12 protein-coding genes and 2 pseudogenes are annotated in these 15,508 nt (G+C 63.5%); 7 read left to right on the top strand and 7 right to left on the bottom strand.

Features of this window, described 5'->3' with window-relative positions:
- Positions 1-30: 30 nt before the first annotated feature.
- Complete coding sequence (locus tag ACODS5_RS03505) at positions 31-1,197, top strand: ribosomal protein uL16 3-hydroxylase (RefSeq protein WP_489107918.1); 1,167 nt, start codon at positions 31-33, stop codon at positions 1,195-1,197.
- The gene (locus tag ACODS5_RS03500) at positions 1,190-1,624 is read left to right on the top strand and encodes a GNAT family N-acetyltransferase (RefSeq protein WP_134692766.1); all 435 of its coding nucleotides are present in this window, start codon (positions 1,190-1,192) and stop codon (positions 1,622-1,624) included. The genes ACODS5_RS03505 and ACODS5_RS03500 overlap by 8 nt, the downstream gene beginning before the upstream one ends.
- Positions 1,625-1,780: 156 nt before the next feature.
- Here ACODS5_RS03500 and ACODS5_RS03495 read toward each other — a convergent pair whose 3' ends face one another.
- A complete protein-coding gene (locus tag ACODS5_RS03495; RefSeq protein WP_489107917.1) occupies positions 1,781-3,631 on the bottom strand; it encodes a polyurethane esterase in 1,851 nt (616 codons plus the stop codon).
- Between the two features lie 237 nt (positions 3,632-3,868).
- Between ACODS5_RS03495 and ACODS5_RS03490 the strand changes: the two genes are divergently transcribed.
- The 5 genes from ACODS5_RS03490 to ACODS5_RS03470 all read left to right on the top strand — a co-directional run bounded on the left by ACODS5_RS03490 (position 3,869) and on the right by ACODS5_RS03470 (position 10,008).
- Complete coding sequence (locus ACODS5_RS03490) at positions 3,869-5,815, top strand: DNA topoisomerase III (protein ID WP_489107916.1); 1,947 nt, start codon at positions 3,869-3,871, stop codon at positions 5,813-5,815.
- Between the two features lie 90 nt (positions 5,816-5,905).
- On the top strand, positions 5,906-7,195 hold the full coding sequence (locus ACODS5_RS03485) for an NAD(P)/FAD-dependent oxidoreductase (RefSeq protein ID WP_489107915.1): 1,290 nt from the start codon (positions 5,906-5,908) through the stop codon (positions 7,193-7,195).
- Positions 7,188-7,739, top strand: a complete 552-nt coding sequence (locus tag ACODS5_RS03480) for a helix-turn-helix domain-containing protein (protein ID WP_489107914.1) — start codon at positions 7,188-7,190, stop codon at positions 7,737-7,739. Before ACODS5_RS03485 ends, ACODS5_RS03480 begins: the two co-directional genes overlap by 8 nt.
- 10 nt (positions 7,740-7,749) lie before the next feature.
- Positions 7,750-9,102, top strand: coding sequence for a glutamine synthetase family protein (locus ACODS5_RS03475; protein WP_134692256.1), 1,353 nt, complete (start codon positions 7,750-7,752; stop codon positions 9,100-9,102).
- A 132-nt stretch (positions 9,103-9,234) separates the two neighbouring features.
- Positions 9,235-10,008 carry a TSUP family transporter gene (locus ACODS5_RS03470; RefSeq protein ID WP_134692254.1) on the top strand — a complete coding sequence of 258 codons (774 nt, stop codon included), beginning with the start codon at positions 9,235-9,237 and terminating at the stop codon, positions 10,006-10,008.
- A 560-nt stretch (positions 10,009-10,568) separates the two neighbouring features.
- Here ACODS5_RS03470 and aac(6') read toward each other — a convergent pair.
- The 6 genes and pseudogenes from aac(6') to ACODS5_RS03440 all read right to left on the bottom strand — a co-directional run bounded on the left by aac(6') (position 10,569) and on the right by ACODS5_RS03440 (position 15,449).
- Positions 10,569-11,024, bottom strand: coding sequence for an aminoglycoside 6'-N-acetyltransferase (gene aac(6'), locus ACODS5_RS03465; RefSeq protein WP_134692252.1), 456 nt, complete (start codon positions 11,022-11,024; stop codon positions 10,569-10,571).
- A 137-nt stretch (positions 11,025-11,161) separates the two neighbouring features.
- Positions 11,162-12,519: pseudogene (gene tnpC, locus ACODS5_RS03460) on the bottom strand (IS66 family transposase).
- A gap of 63 nt (positions 12,520-12,582) precedes the next feature.
- Positions 12,583-12,872: pseudogene (tnpB, locus tag ACODS5_RS03455) on the bottom strand (IS66 family insertion sequence element accessory protein TnpB).
- A 41-nt stretch (positions 12,873-12,913) separates the two neighbouring features.
- Positions 12,914-13,234, bottom strand: a complete 321-nt coding sequence (gene tnpA / locus ACODS5_RS03450; protein ID WP_489107913.1) for an IS66-like element accessory protein TnpA — start codon at positions 13,232-13,234, stop codon at positions 12,914-12,916.
- 536 nt (positions 13,235-13,770) lie between these two features.
- Positions 13,771-14,601, bottom strand: a complete 831-nt coding sequence (nudC, locus tag ACODS5_RS03445) for an NAD(+) diphosphatase (protein WP_489107912.1) — start codon at positions 14,599-14,601, stop codon at positions 13,771-13,773.
- A 35-nt stretch (positions 14,602-14,636) separates the two neighbouring features.
- Positions 14,637-15,449, bottom strand: coding sequence for a crotonase/enoyl-CoA hydratase family protein (locus ACODS5_RS03440; protein ID WP_023630716.1), 813 nt, complete (start codon positions 15,447-15,449; stop codon positions 14,637-14,639).
- Between the last annotated feature and the right edge of the window lie 59 nt (positions 15,450-15,508).

Raw genomic sequence — 15,508 nt, 5'->3', positions numbered from 1 at the left:
CGAAAATTACGTTTTTTCAATAGGTTGAACATGAATTCTGATACTCCACTGCAACTGTTGGGCGGCCTCACGGCCCGTGAATTCCTGCGCGACTACTGGCAGAAGAAGCCACTGCTGGTACGTCAGGCCTTCCCTGACTTCGTCAGCCCCATCGACGCCGACGAGCTGGCCGGCCTGGCCCTGGAAGAAGAAGTCGAGTCGCGCCTGGTGCTCGAGCACGGCGAGCGTCCGTGGGAGCTGCGCCGCGGCCCGTTCGCCGAGGACGCCTTCAGCGACCTGCCCGAGCGTGACTGGACCCTGCTGGTACAGGCCGTGGACCAGTTCGTGCCGGAAGTAGCCGAGTTGCTGGAAGAATTCCGCTTCCTGCCCAGCTGGCGCATCGACGACGTGATGATCAGCTACGCCGCGCCCGGCGGCAGCGTCGGCCCGCACTTCGACAACTACGATGTGTTCCTGCTGCAGGGCGATGGTAAGCGCACCTGGAAAGTCGGCCAGATGTGCAATAGCGACAGTGCGCTGATCGACCACGCCGACCTGCGCATCCTCGCTGGTTTCGAGCAAAGCGACGAGTGGACCCTGGAGCCGGGCGACATGCTCTACCTGCCGCCGCGCCTGGCCCACTACGGTATCGCCGAAGACGCCTGCATGACCTACTCGGTCGGCTTCCGCGCACCGAGCGCCGCCGAAGTGCTGACCCACTTCACCGACTTCCTCGGCCAGTTCCTGCCGGATGAAGAGCGCTACAGCGATGCCGACGCCGTGCCTGCGGCCGATCCGCACCAGATCCAGCACGACGCCCTGGATCGCCTCAAGGCGCTGATCGACAAGCACATGAACGACAAGGACCTGCTGCTGACCTGGTTCGGCCAGTTCATGACCGAGCCACGCTACCCAGAGCAGGTGGTCGGCGAGGAAGTCTCCGAGCAGGAACTGCTCGACTACCTCGGCCAAGGGGCCATCCTGATCCGCAACCCGAGCGCGCGCCTGGCCTGGTCGGAGTTCGGCGACGACCTGTTGCTGTTCGCCAGCGGTCGCAGCTGCCCGCTGCCGGGCAAACTGCGCGAGCTGTTGAAGCTGATCTGCTCCGCCGACGCGCTGCACAGCGAAAACCTGGCGCAATGGCTGCAGGACGAAGACGGCCTGATGCTGGTCCAGCAGTTGGTCATGCAAGGCAGCCTGGGGTTCGCCGATGAATAAAATCAGCGTACGCCTGGCCGACTGGCACAAAGACAACGCCGACATCCACCGTATCCGCAGCGCCGTGTTCGTCGCCGAACAGCACGTGCCACCGGAGCTGGAGTTCGACGCCGAAGACCCCAGCGCCGTGCATTTCCTGGCGCTGGAAGGCGACTACCCGATCGGTACCGCCCGCCTGCTGCCCGACGGCACCATCGGCCGGGTCTCTGTGCTCAAGGACTGGCGCGGCCTGAACGTCGGCGATGCGCTGATGCGCGCGGTGATCGTCGAGGCGCAGAACCGCGACCTCAAGCAGCAGATGCTCAGCGCCCAGGTACACGCCACGCCGTTCTACGAGCGCCTGGGTTTCCGCGTGGTCAGCGAGGAGTTCCTCGAGGCCGGCATCCCGCACGTGGACATGGTCCGCGATTCGCGCGAGAGTGCCTGAGCCATCAGGTTGGCCTGCTCTTTGTAGGAGCGGCCTTGTGCCGCGAAAGGGCTGCGTAGCAGCCCCAGGATTTCAGCGTTGGCGCAAAGATCGTCGGGGCCGCTATGCGGCCCTTTCGCGACACGAGGCCGCTCCTACAGAGCTACCCCCTGCCCCTCAGGCAATCACAATCTGCCCATCCCCCACCCCCTGGGCCGAGATCCCCACCAGCGTCACGCTGTCCCCGCCGAACTTCAGCACCAGGTCATCACCCACCTGGCTGGCATGCGCCCGCCAATCCGGCGCCGCCGTGCCGCCGTCAACGCCGATGAACACCAGCCGGTCTTGCCCGGTAAAGTCCAGCACCCGATCCTGGCCGAACGCGCCGTCGAACAGGAAGGTGTCGCGGCCTCCGCCACCACTGAGTACATCGTTGCCCGCACCGCCGACCAATACATCGTTGCCCGCCCCACCCACCAGGCGATCGTCGCCGCCCAGGCCGAACAGCCATTGCCCCTGATTACCGGCCAGCAACTGGTCGCTGCCCTGGCCACCACTGTGCGACAAGGCATAGGGATTGATCTTGCCGCTGTCGAGCAAGCCACCCGGCGTCACCGCATGGCTGACCTCCTTGCTGAAGATCAACAAGCTCGACTCCTTGCTGACCAGGGTTTCGACATTGCGCACCAGGCTGATGCCGCCCTCGGCGTCGCGCACATACAAGGTGCCCTCGCCATCCCGGGCGATGCTCAGGTTGGCCAAGGCATCTTGCAGCTTCAGCGTGTCATGGCCAGCGCCGCCATCGATCAGGTTGAAGCCACCGTCGTCACGGAAGGTGTCGTTGCCGGCCCGACCCTCAAGGTAGTCGTTGCCACGCCCGCCATGGATCAGGTCGTCCTGCTCGGAGCCGATGATGAAAGTGCTGCCCTTGTGCGGCTCGGCATTGCGGTTGAGGTCCTCGACCCAGGTCGAGCCACGGGTCACGTCCGACAGGTTGCTGACCACGATGGTCGAGTCACGGCTGGTCCACTGATAGAAGGCCGAGTTCAAGACCCGGCCCAGGCCATCGGTGTAGGCCGAGGGCAAGTGCGATAGCCAAGTGGCGATATTGCCAATGGAGAACGGCAACAGGTTCCAGGCGTCGGAGGCGTAGTGGTCATTGAAGTTGACGATATTGTTGGTTGCCGAGGCCTTGGCGCCATCGTGCACGCCAAGGGTGCCCCAGGTGGCCGAAGTGCCGTCGAGCACACGGAACACCGGGTCGTTCTCGTAGCCGATATTGAGCACCTTGCTGGCGTCGGCGGCCTGGGTTGGCGAGGCGAAGGCGACGTAGCGCGCATCCTGGTAGAAGCCACCCCAGCGCGAGCCGCTCAGGTCGGCCAGGCTGTTGACTGCCAGGCCGCCGAGGCTGTGACCACTGACGGTGATGTCCGCGCCGCTCAGGCCATTGGCCTTGGCAAAGGCGGCCACATCGGCGAGCAACTGGCCGAATGCGTTACCGGCGTAATCACGGGCATAGCCTGCCGGGCCGATCGCCGCCAGCAGGTCGTTGATGGCGTCACCGATGGTGTCGCCCAGCAGGTTCTCACGCGGGCCGCTGGTGCCGCGAAAAGCGATGCCGATACCGCTGAGCTGGCCGGCGGCATCGTAACGGCCAAGGATCTCCACCTGCGCCGAGGTGTAGCCCGGCGCTTCGCCGTGGAAGGTACCGCGGGCGTCGGTCTTGCCCTGGTAGCCCAGTTGCGCCGCGCTGATCGGCGACCAGCCGGCGGCCTTGACCTGGGCCAGGGCCCTGGCTTCGGAATCCGGGTTCCAGGGGATACCGGGGATCACTCCCTGGCTATCGGTGCCGCCGATCAAGGCCTTGACCAGGGTGGCCGGCAGGCCGAGGCCGAAACCGTGCTTCTGGTAGCCGGCGCTGAAACCGTCGTCGATGCCATGGTAGGCGTAGGTCGCCAAGGCCATGGCGTCCTTGTAGAGCGCGGAAGAGGCAGTGCTGTCGAGCTGTCGATAATCAAATACGGGCATTGGTCTACATCCCTGTTGTTCTTGTAGGAAAGGCACCCCAGCGACTTCGTCCGGTGACACGACTGGCGAGCGAAAGGCAAAGCTGGCACGCGCTCGCCGGCACGTCCAACCCGAAAGGGCGGCTACCCTGCCAAAGTTGCGCACAAAAAACCTGTACATGCATACAGATAAGACTTGCCTGCACGCCCCACCTTGCGCATCCTAGTGCGCAACTTTCACGATGAAGCGTTTGCGGCCATGCGCCTGTTCCTCTGCGAAAAACCCTCCCAGGCAAAAGACATCGCCAAGGTGCTCGGCGCCCAGCGCCGCGGCGACGGCTGCTGGGTCGGCAGCGATGTCTGCGTGACCTGGTGCATCGGCCACCTGCTGGAAACCGCGCCGCCGGACAGCTACGACGAACGCTACAAGCGCTGGAGCCTCGACGACCTGCCGATCATCCCAGAAAAATGGAAGATGACCGTCAAGCCCAAGACCGCCAGCCAGTTCAAGGCGGTCAAGCGCCTGCTGGGCGAGGCCCGCGAACTGGTCATCGCCACCGACGCCGACCGCGAGGGCGAGATGATCGCCCGCGAACTGGTCGAACACTGCCGCTACCGCGGGCCGATCCAGCGTCTGTGGCTGTCGGCGCTGGACGATGCCTCGATCCGCAAGGCCCTCGGGCGCCTGCTGCCCGGCCAGGAGACTTTCAGCCTCTACCATTCGGCCCTGGGTCGCTCGCGGGCCGACTGGCTGATCGGCATGAACATGAGCCGCCTGTTCACCCTGCTCGGTCGCCAGTCCGGCTACCAGGGTGTGTTGCCAGTGGGCCGGGTGCAGACCCCGACACTGCGCCTGGTGGTGGACCGCGACCGCAGTATCGGCGACTTCGTGCCCGTACCGTTCTGGGCCATCGACGTGCAGCTGCAAAGCGCCGGCGCCGTGTTCAACGCACAGTGGCGCGCCCCCGAGGACGCCTGCGACGATCAGGGCCGCTGCCTGAAGCAGGACATGGCGCGCCAAGCCGCCGCCGACATGCAGGCTGCCGGCAGCGCCCGGCTGCTGAAGATCGCCACCGAGCGGGTGCGCGAAGCCGCGCCGCTGCCCTTCGACCTAGGCACCCTGCAGGAGGTGTGCTCGAAGAAGCTCGGCCTCGGCGCCCAGGAGACCCTGGATATCGCCCAGGCCCTGTATGAAACCCACAAGCTCATCACCTACCCGCGCAGCGACAGCGGTTACCTGCCGCTGAGCCAGCATGGCGAGGCGCCCGGCATCCTCGGCGCACTGCAGCGCGCCGACAGCAGCCTCGCCACGCTGCAGCCGCACCTCGACGCCCAGCGCCGCTCACGAGCCTGGAACGACCAGAAGGTCAGCGCCCACCACGGCATCATCCCCACCGCCGCCGCCAGCGACCCGGCACGTCTGCCGCCAAAGTACAGGGCGGTGTACACCTTGATCCGCGCCCGCTACCTGGCGCAGTTCCTGCCCAACCACGAGTACGACCGCACCCAGGCCGAGTTCGACTGCGCCGGCCATGCGTTGCGGGCGGTGGGCAAGCAGATCGTCGAACCGGGCTGGCGCCGGGCATTGCCCGAGGCGCTGACCCCGGCCAAGGGTCGCGAAGCGCCACCGGCCCAAGTGCTGCCGGCGTTGCGCGAAGGCCAGGACTGCTCAGTGCGGGATCTGCAACTGAAGGACCTGTGGACCCAACCCCCCAAGCCTTTCACCGAAGGCGACCTGATCAAGGCGATGAAGAACGTCGCCAAGCTGGTGGACGACCCCAGGCTCAAGCAGAAGCTCAAGGAAACCACCGGCATCGGCACCGAGGCGACGCGCGCCAGCATCATCCAGGGCTTGCTCGACCGTGGCTACCTGGTCAAGAACGGCAAGGCCCTGTCGGCCACGCCTGCCGCCTTCAGCCTGATCGACGCCGTGCCCCGGGCCATCGCCGACCCCGGCACCACGGCGATCTGGGAGCAGGCGCTGGACATGGTGCAAAGCGGGGAAATGAGCCTGGAAGAGTTCGTCGCCCGGCAATCCGCGTGGATGGGCAAGCTGGTGCAACGTTGTAGCGGCATGCGCCTGACCATCAGTGGGCCGGCGGCAGGCAAGGCGACAGCGCCGTGGAAGAAGAAGCGCAAGAGCGCGGCCAAGGGCACGGCCGCAGGAGGCAAAGCCAGACAGACCCGCCGCAAGGCGGCGCCCTAACGCCCGCGATGGCGTCTCCGACTGGCGCTATGAAAAACCTCTGCTATTTTTTCATGAAAATAATCAGAAAAAATTTCACGAGGCCCCGGCATGTTCAAGCAATCCGCCCAACACGTCGCCAGCTACTATGCCCGCACCTACCCCGCCATCATCCCCTTGCGCCCCACCCTGCAGGGCGCCCACGACACCGACATCCTCATCGTCGGTGCCGGCTTCAGCGGCCTGCATACGGCCCTGCGCCTGACTTTGGCCGGCCAGCGCGTGACCCTGCTGGAAGCCAGTCGGGTGGCCTGGGCCGCCTCGGGCCGCAACGGTGGCCAGGCACTGCTGGGCTGGTCGTGCGACCTGCCCCCACTGGAGCGAGCCCTGGGCCTGGAGCGCAGCCGGCGCCTTTGGGACAGCATGTGCTGGGCCGCCCGCGAGCTGCGCGAGCTGCCCCAGCGCCATGGCTTCGACGTCGATTATCGCCTGGGCAGTCTGTGGACTGCCGTATTGCGGCGCCGTGTAAAACTGCTGGAAGACGCCCGGCGTGAAGCACAGGAGAAGTTCGACTACGACTGCCTGCGCCTGATCGGCCGCGAGGAACTGCCCCAGTGGATCGACAGCCCCCGCTACCAGGCCGCGCTTTACGATCCCAATGGCGCCCACCTCAACCCGCTGAAGCTGGCCCAGGGCCTGGCCGCCGTGATCGAAGCGCATGGCGGGCGGATCTACGAGCAGAGCCAGGTGATCGATTACCAGGAACACGCCGACGGCTTCGCAGCCCGAACCGATCAGGGCGTGGTGCGCAGTCGTGTCATGGTGCTGGCCTGCAACGCCTATATCGACCGCCTCGACCGCACGCTCTCGCGTCGCCTGCTGCCGGTGGGGTCCTACCAAGTGGCCACGGCGCCGCTGGACGCCGACTTCGCCGCCTCGCTGCTGCCACGCAACAGCTGCGTGATCGACAACCAGTTCGTCCCCGACTATTTCCGCCTGACACCCGACCACCGTCTGCTGTTCGGCGGTGGCTGCACGTACCTCGGTGGCATTCCCAAGGACGTCGCCAGCGCCACCCGGCCGTACTTGGAGCGGGTGTTCCCACAGCTGCGAGGGGTCGCCATCGAGCATGCCTGGGGCGGCCACATCGATTGCAGCATCCAGCGCACGCCGGATATCGGGCGCCAGGGTCAGCGTTACTGGCTGCAGGGCTTTTCCGGCCATGGCGTACTGCCGACCCTGGCCGGTGCACGCGCGGTCAGCGACGCGATTCTCGGTGACGACGACCTGCTGAAGTTGTACCAGGGCATCGACAACGGTCGCTTCCCGGGCGGTGACCTGCTGGCAGCGCCGCTGGAGGCGGCAGCCAAGGCCTGGTACAGGATGCGCGACCATGTCTGACGATATCCAAGCCCTCGCCCGCCAGGTACGCGACCTGCGCAAGCATCGGGGGTTGACCCTCGACGAGCTGGCAACTCGCGTCAACCGCTCGCTGGGTTTTCTCTCCCAGGTCGAGCGCGGCCTGTCGCGGCCCACGGTGGCCGACCTAACCGCCATCAGCGAAGCGCTGCGCGTACCTACCACCTATTTCTATCAGGCCGTGCCGCCCCGCGAGATCGGCTGGGTGACACGCCCCGATGAGCGACGCACCCTGTACTACGCCGCCGGGGTTACCGACGTGTTGGTCTCGCCGACCCTCAATGGCCGCTTCGCCATGCTCGAAAGCCACCTGGCACCCGGTGCCAGCAGTGGCGAGGGGCACCTGGACGACAGCTCGGAACAAGGCGGTTTCGTCCTTGAGGGCGAACTGACCCTGTGGCTCGAGGGCCGCGACGACGCCGTCACCCTCAATCCCAACGACAGCTTCCAGCTGCCACCCCACAGCCAGTTCCGCTACGCCAACCTGACCGCCCGAACGACCCGGGTTCTCTGGGTCTTCCGTTGAGAGCATGCCAATGACAAGTACAACAGGCTTCCCCGATCTGCTCAGCGAAGTGCGCGCCTTCCGCGCCCGACACCCCGACGTGCGCTACGTCGACCTGATCAGCCTGGACATCCCCGGGCATTTCTACGGCAAGCGCTACCCCATCGACATGCTGGAAAAAGTCGCTGCCGGCAGCCCGCTCAAGCTGCCGCAGAACTGCGTGCTGCTCGGCGCCCAGGGCGGTCTGTTCCCGATTGGCGACTACTGCTTCAACGATGGCGACCCCGATGCCTTCAGGCGTCTGGTGCCCGGCACGCTCAAACTGGTGAACTGGGAGCGCGAACCGCTGGGGCAGATGCTGATCACCTCGGATGGCACCGCCGCGCCCATCGAGTTCGAACCACGGGAAGTCCTCGCCCGCGTGCTGCGGCGCCTCGAGCGACGCGGCATGCGCCCGGTGGTGGCGTTCGAGCTGGAGTTCTATCTGTTCGACCGCGCGCTCAAGGACGGACTGCCGCAGTTCCCCCACGACCCGTTCAGCGATGACGCCGACGACCAGCCGAACATGCACATCGAACGCCTGTCGCGGTTCTCCGACGTGCTGCGCGAGATGGTCGAGAGCGCCAACCAGCAGGGTATCGACGCCAATGTCATCACCGCCGAACTGGGCCCGGGCCAGTTCGAGATCAACTTCGGCCATTGCGACGATGGCCTGCGCGCCGCCGACTGGGCGGCGCTGTTCTGCCGCAGTACCCGCGGCGTGGCGCTCAAGCACGGCTTGCGTGCCTCATTCATGAGCAAGCCGTACCTGCAGGCGCCGGGCAGTGGCATGCACGTGCATGTCAGCCTCTATGACGCAGCCGGCAACAACCTGCTGGCCGTCGACGGCCAGCGCCCGCTGCGTCATGCCGTGGCTGGCTGCCTGGCACTGCTGCCGCACTGCATGCCGGTGTTCGCCGCCAACCACAACGCGTTTCGCCGCTATGGCGCCATGGTCAATGCCGCCAGCCGGGCCAGCTGGGGCTTCGAGGACCGCGACGCGTGCATCCGCATCCCCGAGTCGGACCCGCGCAACCTGAGGATCGAGCACCGCCTGGCAGGTGCGGACGCCAACCCGTACCTGGTGCTGGCGGCGATTCTCTGTGGCATGGAGCATGGCCTCGAGGCAGGCCAGGAACCGATCGCGCCGTTGAACGAAAACCGTGGCAGCGGCATCGATTTCCCCACGGACATGCTTGGCGCGGTGGCAGCCATGCGCGGGCACCCGGCGGTGAACGAAGGATTGGGAGAGGAATTCGTGATGGTGTACTGCGAGAACAAGCGCCAGGACCATCTGGCGTTCCTGCAGGAGGTCAGTGCGCGGGAGTACCGCTGGTTCCTCTGACCGAACGCACGCGGCGTGGGTATGGGTTGCCTGGCGATAGAGCCTGTGCTGGCAACCCAGACCCACTGAGGATTACCATGGCGTTCCCTGCGTGCGACCTTTTGTCGCCCCCTGCCGTTAAGCTCCTATCCCATGCCCTTCGAACTCACCGTAGAACCGCTCACCCTGCTGATCCTCGCCCTGGTGGCCTTCGTCGCGGGCTTCATCGATGCCATCGCCGGCGGCGGCGGCCTGCTGACCACGCCGGCGCTGCTCACCGCGGGCATGCCGCCGCATCTGGTACTGGGCACCAACAAGCTCAGCTCCACCTTCGGCTCGGCCACTGCCGGTTTCACTTATTACCGGCGCAAGCTGTTCCATCCGGCCCAGTGGCGCCCGGCGCTATTGGCCACCCTGGTGGGCGCGCTGCTCGGCGCGGTGATCGCCCACTACATGCCTGCCGAGTGGCTGAACAAGATGCTGCCGGTGATCGTCTTCGCCTGCGGGGTTTACCTGCTGTTCGGTGGCACGCCCAAGGCGCCGTTGGATGCCGAGGCGCCGATCAGCAAGAAATGGCAGTTCCCCCAGGGTTTCACCTTGGGCTTCTACGACGGCGTCGCCGGGCCTGGCACGGGTGCGTTCTGGACCGTCAGCACCCTGTTGCTGTATCCCATCGACCTGGTTCGAGCCAGTGGCGTGGCGCGCAGCATGAACTTCGTCAGCAATATTGCGGCGCTGACGGTGTTTGTCATTTCCGGGCAGGTGGATTACATCGTCGGGCTGTGCATGGGGCTTTCGGTCATGGTCGGGGCGTTTTTCGGGGCGCGGACGGCGATCAGCGGGGGGAGCAAGTTTATTCGGCCGGTGTTTATTGCGGTGGTGTTGGCGTTGACGGTGCGGTTGGTTTGGCAGCATTGGGTTGGGTGATGGGGCTGGATCTGGATCTGCGGTGATTGTTTTGATTCTGTATGCGCATTCATTTGCGATGTCGACGCACATTCACCTTTCCGCCCTTACGGCGGCCCACTTTTGTCTTGGCAAAAGTGGGCAAAACCGTTCGGCTCCGTTCATCCGGCCCCTACGCTACGCTCCGGGGTTCCCTCGCTCCGTTCTTGCTCCCGTGGGTACCGCGCTGTAGGGCCCATCCTGGGCCCCAGCGCTCGACGGCCATCCATGGCCGTCGCCCCACTACGCAAGAACTCCACTCGGCCTCCTGAAGTCGCAATTGGCGGCGCCTGGACTATCGCGTGCTTAGAAGCAAAATCAAGAGCAGATCAAGAGCAGATCAAGAGCAGATCAAGAGCAGATCAAGAGCAGATCAAGAGCGGAGATTTTTGGTTTTTTAGTTGTTTGTTTCAACAGTGTCGTGGTGTAAGCCCACTTCCACGCTTGGCCACTTTATCGGTTTGGCGTGGGAGCGGGCTGTAAGCGTCTGGCCAAGTCACCTTCAAACCCCCAGCACTAAGGGAGATGGTGTTCGCGTATTTTCAGGTGGACGCGATCGCCCTCAATGGCTTCAAGAAATAAACTACGCGCTCGGTCTCTGTGAAGCCCAAGGCCTGATGCATGGCGTGGCTTCCTTGGTTATCCAGTAGTGCATCCGAAGCCAATTCGGTGCAGTCCATTTCTTCGGCCCACTGCTGAATTTCCGCCACGAGTTGCCGCGCTATGCCTTGGCTCCGGCTAGCGGGGTGGACGTAAAGGCCTTCGAGAAAAGCCACGGGCGATGAGTTGGTTCCGTTGACATAGTCCACCCGGATCGACGCCTCGGCAAACCCTAGCGCATCGCCGTGTTCATCAACGAAAAGAAGTACCACATAGCGTTCTGGAGCGCTCAGTATTACTCGTTTGTCATGCTCATTTTTCGAGGAGGAGTCAGGCCACAGAGCAACACGCAGGGGGAGCCAACCATCATGGTCGAGCATGGTGCAGCGTTTTATCATTGAGGGAATACTCGAAGGGATAACTGACGAAGATCATAGGCCATCTTCGGCCAAGCTTGGTAAGGTCAGCTTGTTTTCGGGAGGGGCGGCTATATTCAAGTTCATCGGTAAGCATACGTGCAGACCGCTTTGCACGACTAAGCCGGACGCCATCTATGCGGCAGCAGCGCTGCAATCTCACTCGCCCGCTGCGTAGGTAGGCGCGTCAGCACATCCTTCAGATAGGCATACGGATCATGCCCATTTATGCGTGCCGATTGGATCAGGCGCATGATTGCAGCCGCCCGCTTGCCACTGCGCAGCGACCCAGCAAACAGCCAGTTTGAGCGGCCAAGTGCCCATGGCCGTATCTGGTTTTCAACTTGGTTGTTGTCGATTGGCACAGCCCCATCGTCCAGGTAGCGCGTCAGTGCCACCCAGCGTTTCAGGCTGTAATCGAGGGCTTTGGCCGTGGCTGATCCATTGGGCACCAAGTCTCGCTGAGCCAACATCCAGTCATGCAGTGTTTTGACGATCGGCACCGCCATTTCCTGGCGTAGTCGCCAGCGGTCTTCATCGCTCATTTCCCGCGTTTTGCGTTCGACCTCGTACAAGCCGCTGATCGAGTGCAGCGCTTGTTCGGCCAGCTGACTTTTGTTCGCCACGTGCAGATCGAAAAACTTGCGACGGGCGTGGCCCAGACGTAGGCCCGGTGGGTTTTCTTTTCGCCTGGCGCAAGCATTTGAACCGGTGTTTCGTCGGCGTGAATCACGCCCTGGTTCAGCACCGCTTCACGCAGTGCATCGACTAACGGTTGAAGTCTCACGCCAGTTTGTCCGACCCATTGGGCCAAGGTCGAACGAGCAATTGCCAGTCCGGCGCGACCAAAGATTTTCTCCTGTCGGTACAGCGGCAAGTGACCGGAAAACTTAGCCACCATCACGTGGGCCAGTAAGCCTGCGGTCGGGATACCTTTATCGATAACCTGCTCCGGCACCGGCGCCTGGATCAGTGTTTCGCACTGACGGCAGGCCCATTTGCCACGCACATGTTGCTCGACGGTAAACACGCCCGGCGTGTAATCCAGCTTTTCGCTGACGTCTTCGCCGATGCGTTGAAGTTGGCAGCCACAGGCGCACTGGGTGTTTTCAGGTTCGTGACGAATTACCGTGCGTGGAAACTGCGGCGGCAATGGCGCACGTTTCGGCGATTGCCGTGGTTCGGCCTGTGACGAAGCGGGGAGAAGCTGTTTCAGCTCGGCCTCGATAGCCTCAAGATCGGTATCGAGCAGGTCATCCAGCAAGCTGCTTTGCGCCGGGCTGATTTGCTCGCTGCGCTTGGCAAACTTGTGGCGTTTGAGCAGGGCGATTTCGAACTTGAACTGTTCGATGAGGATTTCATCGTTCTGGATCTTCTTGCTCATCGCCTCGACCTGGGACTGCAACTGCAACGCCTGTGCCGCCAAGGCACGAAACTGTTCCGGGGTCATCTGGTCGAGGTTGAGTGAGAAAGTCATGCCGCCGATTGTGCCAGAGCAGGCGCAGGACGACGATAAGTAGACCGGCCAAATGGCCGGCGTTTAAAGCACGGTAATCACAGCGCCTGCACCAACGCGCTGCCACGGCAGGCCCAGTACCAACGCCTGGAGTTGCTCGCTGTCGAGTTCGACCTCGCAGCCATGGCGAATGCCGGGCCAGTGGAACTTGCCTTGGTTCAGTCGCCGCGCGGCAAGCCAGACGCCCACGCCGTCGTGCACCAGCACTTCATCCGGTTAGTCCGACGATTGGCGAATAGATAAGCGCATTGCGGCTTCGCCGCACCAAACACCGCGATCACTCGGGCTAAAGCGGTTTCGGTACCGGCGCGCATGTCCATCGGCTCGATGGCCAGCCAGATGGCATCGATGCGGATCATTGAGCGACAGCCCGAATAAATTGCGCGCAGCCCTCGGGATCCGAGGTTGGCCATTTAACCGTGATCACTTGCCCGGCCATGGGCAACTCGATGATCACTGACGCTTCGACTGGCCGTTTAGGTGCGGCTTTTAGCGGGACGAATGCCGGCAGCGAAGGTGTTGCGGACTGGTCTCGATAGAGCGGCAGCCATTTACGGATGACATTGGCGTTGATGCCGTGGCTGATGGCAACGCCGGACACAGTTGCGCCAGGTTGCAAACATTCCTGAACGACCTGAGCTTTGAATGGTTTCGTATAAGAGCTTCGTTGGCGCATGGAAATCCTGGCGATAAGGGTGATCGCGTCCGCTTAAAATACGCGGACACCATCGCCCTTAATGCTGGAGTTCGGAAGGTGAGTTCGCTGTACGCTTACAGCGGGCTTGCCCCGCGATGCGATCCAGAGTTCCCACACATTCAACTAGCGACTAGCTGCGCCAGTACAGGCGCCGCCCGTAACTTCGCGACTTCAGGAGGCCGAACGGAGGTCTTGCGGAGGGAGGTGACGGGCATGGATGCCCGTCAAGCGCTGCGCCCCAGGATGGGGCGTTCAGCGCGGTCCTCCCGGGAGCAAGGCCGGAGTGAGGGAACCCGGAGCGAAGCGGAGGGCCGGATGAATGGAGCGAGCATTTTTTGGTTCCTTTTTGATGCTTCAAAAAGGGACCCGCCGTAAGGGCGGAAAGGTGAATAAGCGTCACCATCACAAATGAATGCGCATACAACTTCCAAAACCAACCAACCCAACTAAAACCAGAAACCAGAAACCAGAAACCAGAAACCAGAAACCAGAAACCAGAAACCAGAAACCAGATATCAGGCAGGCAAAACCGGTTCAGGCATCCCCAACCGCCGCGCCACATACAAATCAATCAAATACCGCGCAATCGACCGCCCCGCCGGCAAAGGCGGCAACTCATGCACATTGAACCACTGCGCATCCTCGATCTCATCCGCCTGCATGACAATCTCCCCTCCCGCGTACTCGGCATGAAATCCGAGCATCATCGAATGCGGAAACGGCCAGCACTGGCTGCCAACGTACTGGATGTTCTTCACCTCGACCGCCACCTCCTCACGCACCTCGCGCACCAGACAGTCCTCGGCCGACTCCCCCGGCTCGGCGAACCCGGCCAGGGTGCTGTAGACCCCGGTGACAAAGCGTGGCGAACGGGCCAAAAGCACCTCGTCGCCGCGAGTAATCAACACGATCATGCTCGGCGAAATCCGCGGATAGCTGCGCAAATCGCACGGCTGGCAGTACATCGCCCGCTCCCAGTGGATCTGCGTCATCGGCTGGCCACAGCTGCCGCAGAACCGGTGCTCGCGAGCCCAGGTACCGATCTGCGCAGCGTAACCGAGCACCTTGTACGTATCGAAGTCCCCCTCGAGCATGAACCGCCGCAGCCCCCGCCAGCCGCAACCCGACACTTCGCTGGCCCTGCGCAGCTCCAGCAGGAACACCGGCTCGCCGTCCAGATGACCGATGCCATGCTCGCACAACACGTCCAGGTCCTGGCGCTTGAGCCAGTCACGGGGGAACAGCGCGCCGTTGGCGTCCATCAGGAACCCGTCCGGGCTGCGGGCGACGGCCAGCCCCCCGATGGTCTGCGGGTCGAGTACTGCAGTTGTCCAGCGTGCTGACATGGTTCGGGTTCCTAGATGGCGCCCGCCACTGTCAGTCAGTCGGCGAACGTCGGTTGCTGTTTGCTCATGTGGGCGGCCATGGCCACGCGCAGGTCTTCGGACTGCAGCATGGCGGCGTTCCAGGTGGCGATGTACTCCAGGCCATCGTCGATGCGATGGTCGCGCATGTAGCTGATCATCTCCTTGGTGCCGGCCACGGCGATCGGTGATTTTGCGGCAATCTCGCGGGCAATGGCAAAGACCCCGTCGAGCAGCGCCGCCTGGTCATCATAGACGCGGTTGACCAGGCCGATACGCAGCGCTTCCTGGGCATCGACCATACGGCCGGTGTAGGCCAGCTCCCGCATGATGCCGTCACCGATGATACGCGGCAAACGTTGCAGGGTGCCGACATCGGCGGCCATGCCCATGTCGATCTCCTTGATCGAGAACTGCGCGTCGCTGGCGCAGTAGCGCATGTCGCAGGCCGAGACCAGGTCGATGGCGCCACCGATGCAGTAGCCCTGGATCGCCGCCAGCACTGGCTTGCGGCAGTTGTCCACGGCGTTGAACGAACCCTGCAGGCGCAAGATGGTGCGGCGCATCACCCGGGCGTTGCGGCCGACATCCTTGCCCAGCTGCTGGGCCAACGCGGCCAGCATCATCAGGTCGATACCGGAGGAGAAATGCTTGCCGGCGCCGCTGAGTACCACCACCCGCACCGCGTCAGTGTCGTCGATCCACTGGAAGATCTGGACCAGCTCCTCCCAGAAGGCGGCGTTCATCGCGTTGATCTTTTCCGGGCGATTGATCTGCACGTGGGCGATGTTGTCGGTCAGTTCGACCTTGAACGCGGTGTATTCGGTCACGGACGGCACTCCTGTGGGGAAAGGATTCACAACGCCGGATCTTAGCGCACCCGCAAGGC

The organism is Pseudomonas sp. FG47 (assembly GCF_057809115.1).
This window is presented reverse-complemented; position numbering and strand designations above follow the sequence as displayed.

Coding starts and splice junctions, on each gene's coding strand:
- ACODS5_RS03505 (WP_489107918.1), top strand. CDS start 31: ATGAATTCTGATACTCCACTGCAACTGTTGGGCGGCCTCACGGCCCGT.
- ACODS5_RS03500 (WP_134692766.1), top strand. CDS start 1,190: ATGAATAAAATCAGCGTACGCCTGGCCGACTGGCACAAAGACAACGCC.
- ACODS5_RS03495 (WP_489107917.1), bottom strand. CDS start 3,631: ATGCCCGTATTTGATTATCGACAGCTCGACAGCACTGCCTCTTCCGCG.
- ACODS5_RS03490 (WP_489107916.1), top strand. CDS start 3,869: ATGCGCCTGTTCCTCTGCGAAAAACCCTCCCAGGCAAAAGACATCGCC.
- ACODS5_RS03485 (WP_489107915.1), top strand. CDS start 5,906: ATGTTCAAGCAATCCGCCCAACACGTCGCCAGCTACTATGCCCGCACC.
- ACODS5_RS03480 (WP_489107914.1), top strand. CDS start 7,188: ATGTCTGACGATATCCAAGCCCTCGCCCGCCAGGTACGCGACCTGCGC.
- ACODS5_RS03475 (WP_134692256.1), top strand. CDS start 7,750: ATGACAAGTACAACAGGCTTCCCCGATCTGCTCAGCGAAGTGCGCGCC.
- ACODS5_RS03470 (WP_134692254.1), top strand. CDS start 9,235: ATGCCCTTCGAACTCACCGTAGAACCGCTCACCCTGCTGATCCTCGCC.
- tnpA (WP_489107913.1), bottom strand. CDS start 13,234: ATGCGCCAACGAAGCTCTTATACGAAACCATTCAAAGCTCAGGTCGTT.
- nudC (WP_489107912.1), bottom strand. CDS start 14,601: ATGTCAGCACGCTGGACAACTGCAGTACTCGACCCGCAGACCATCGGG.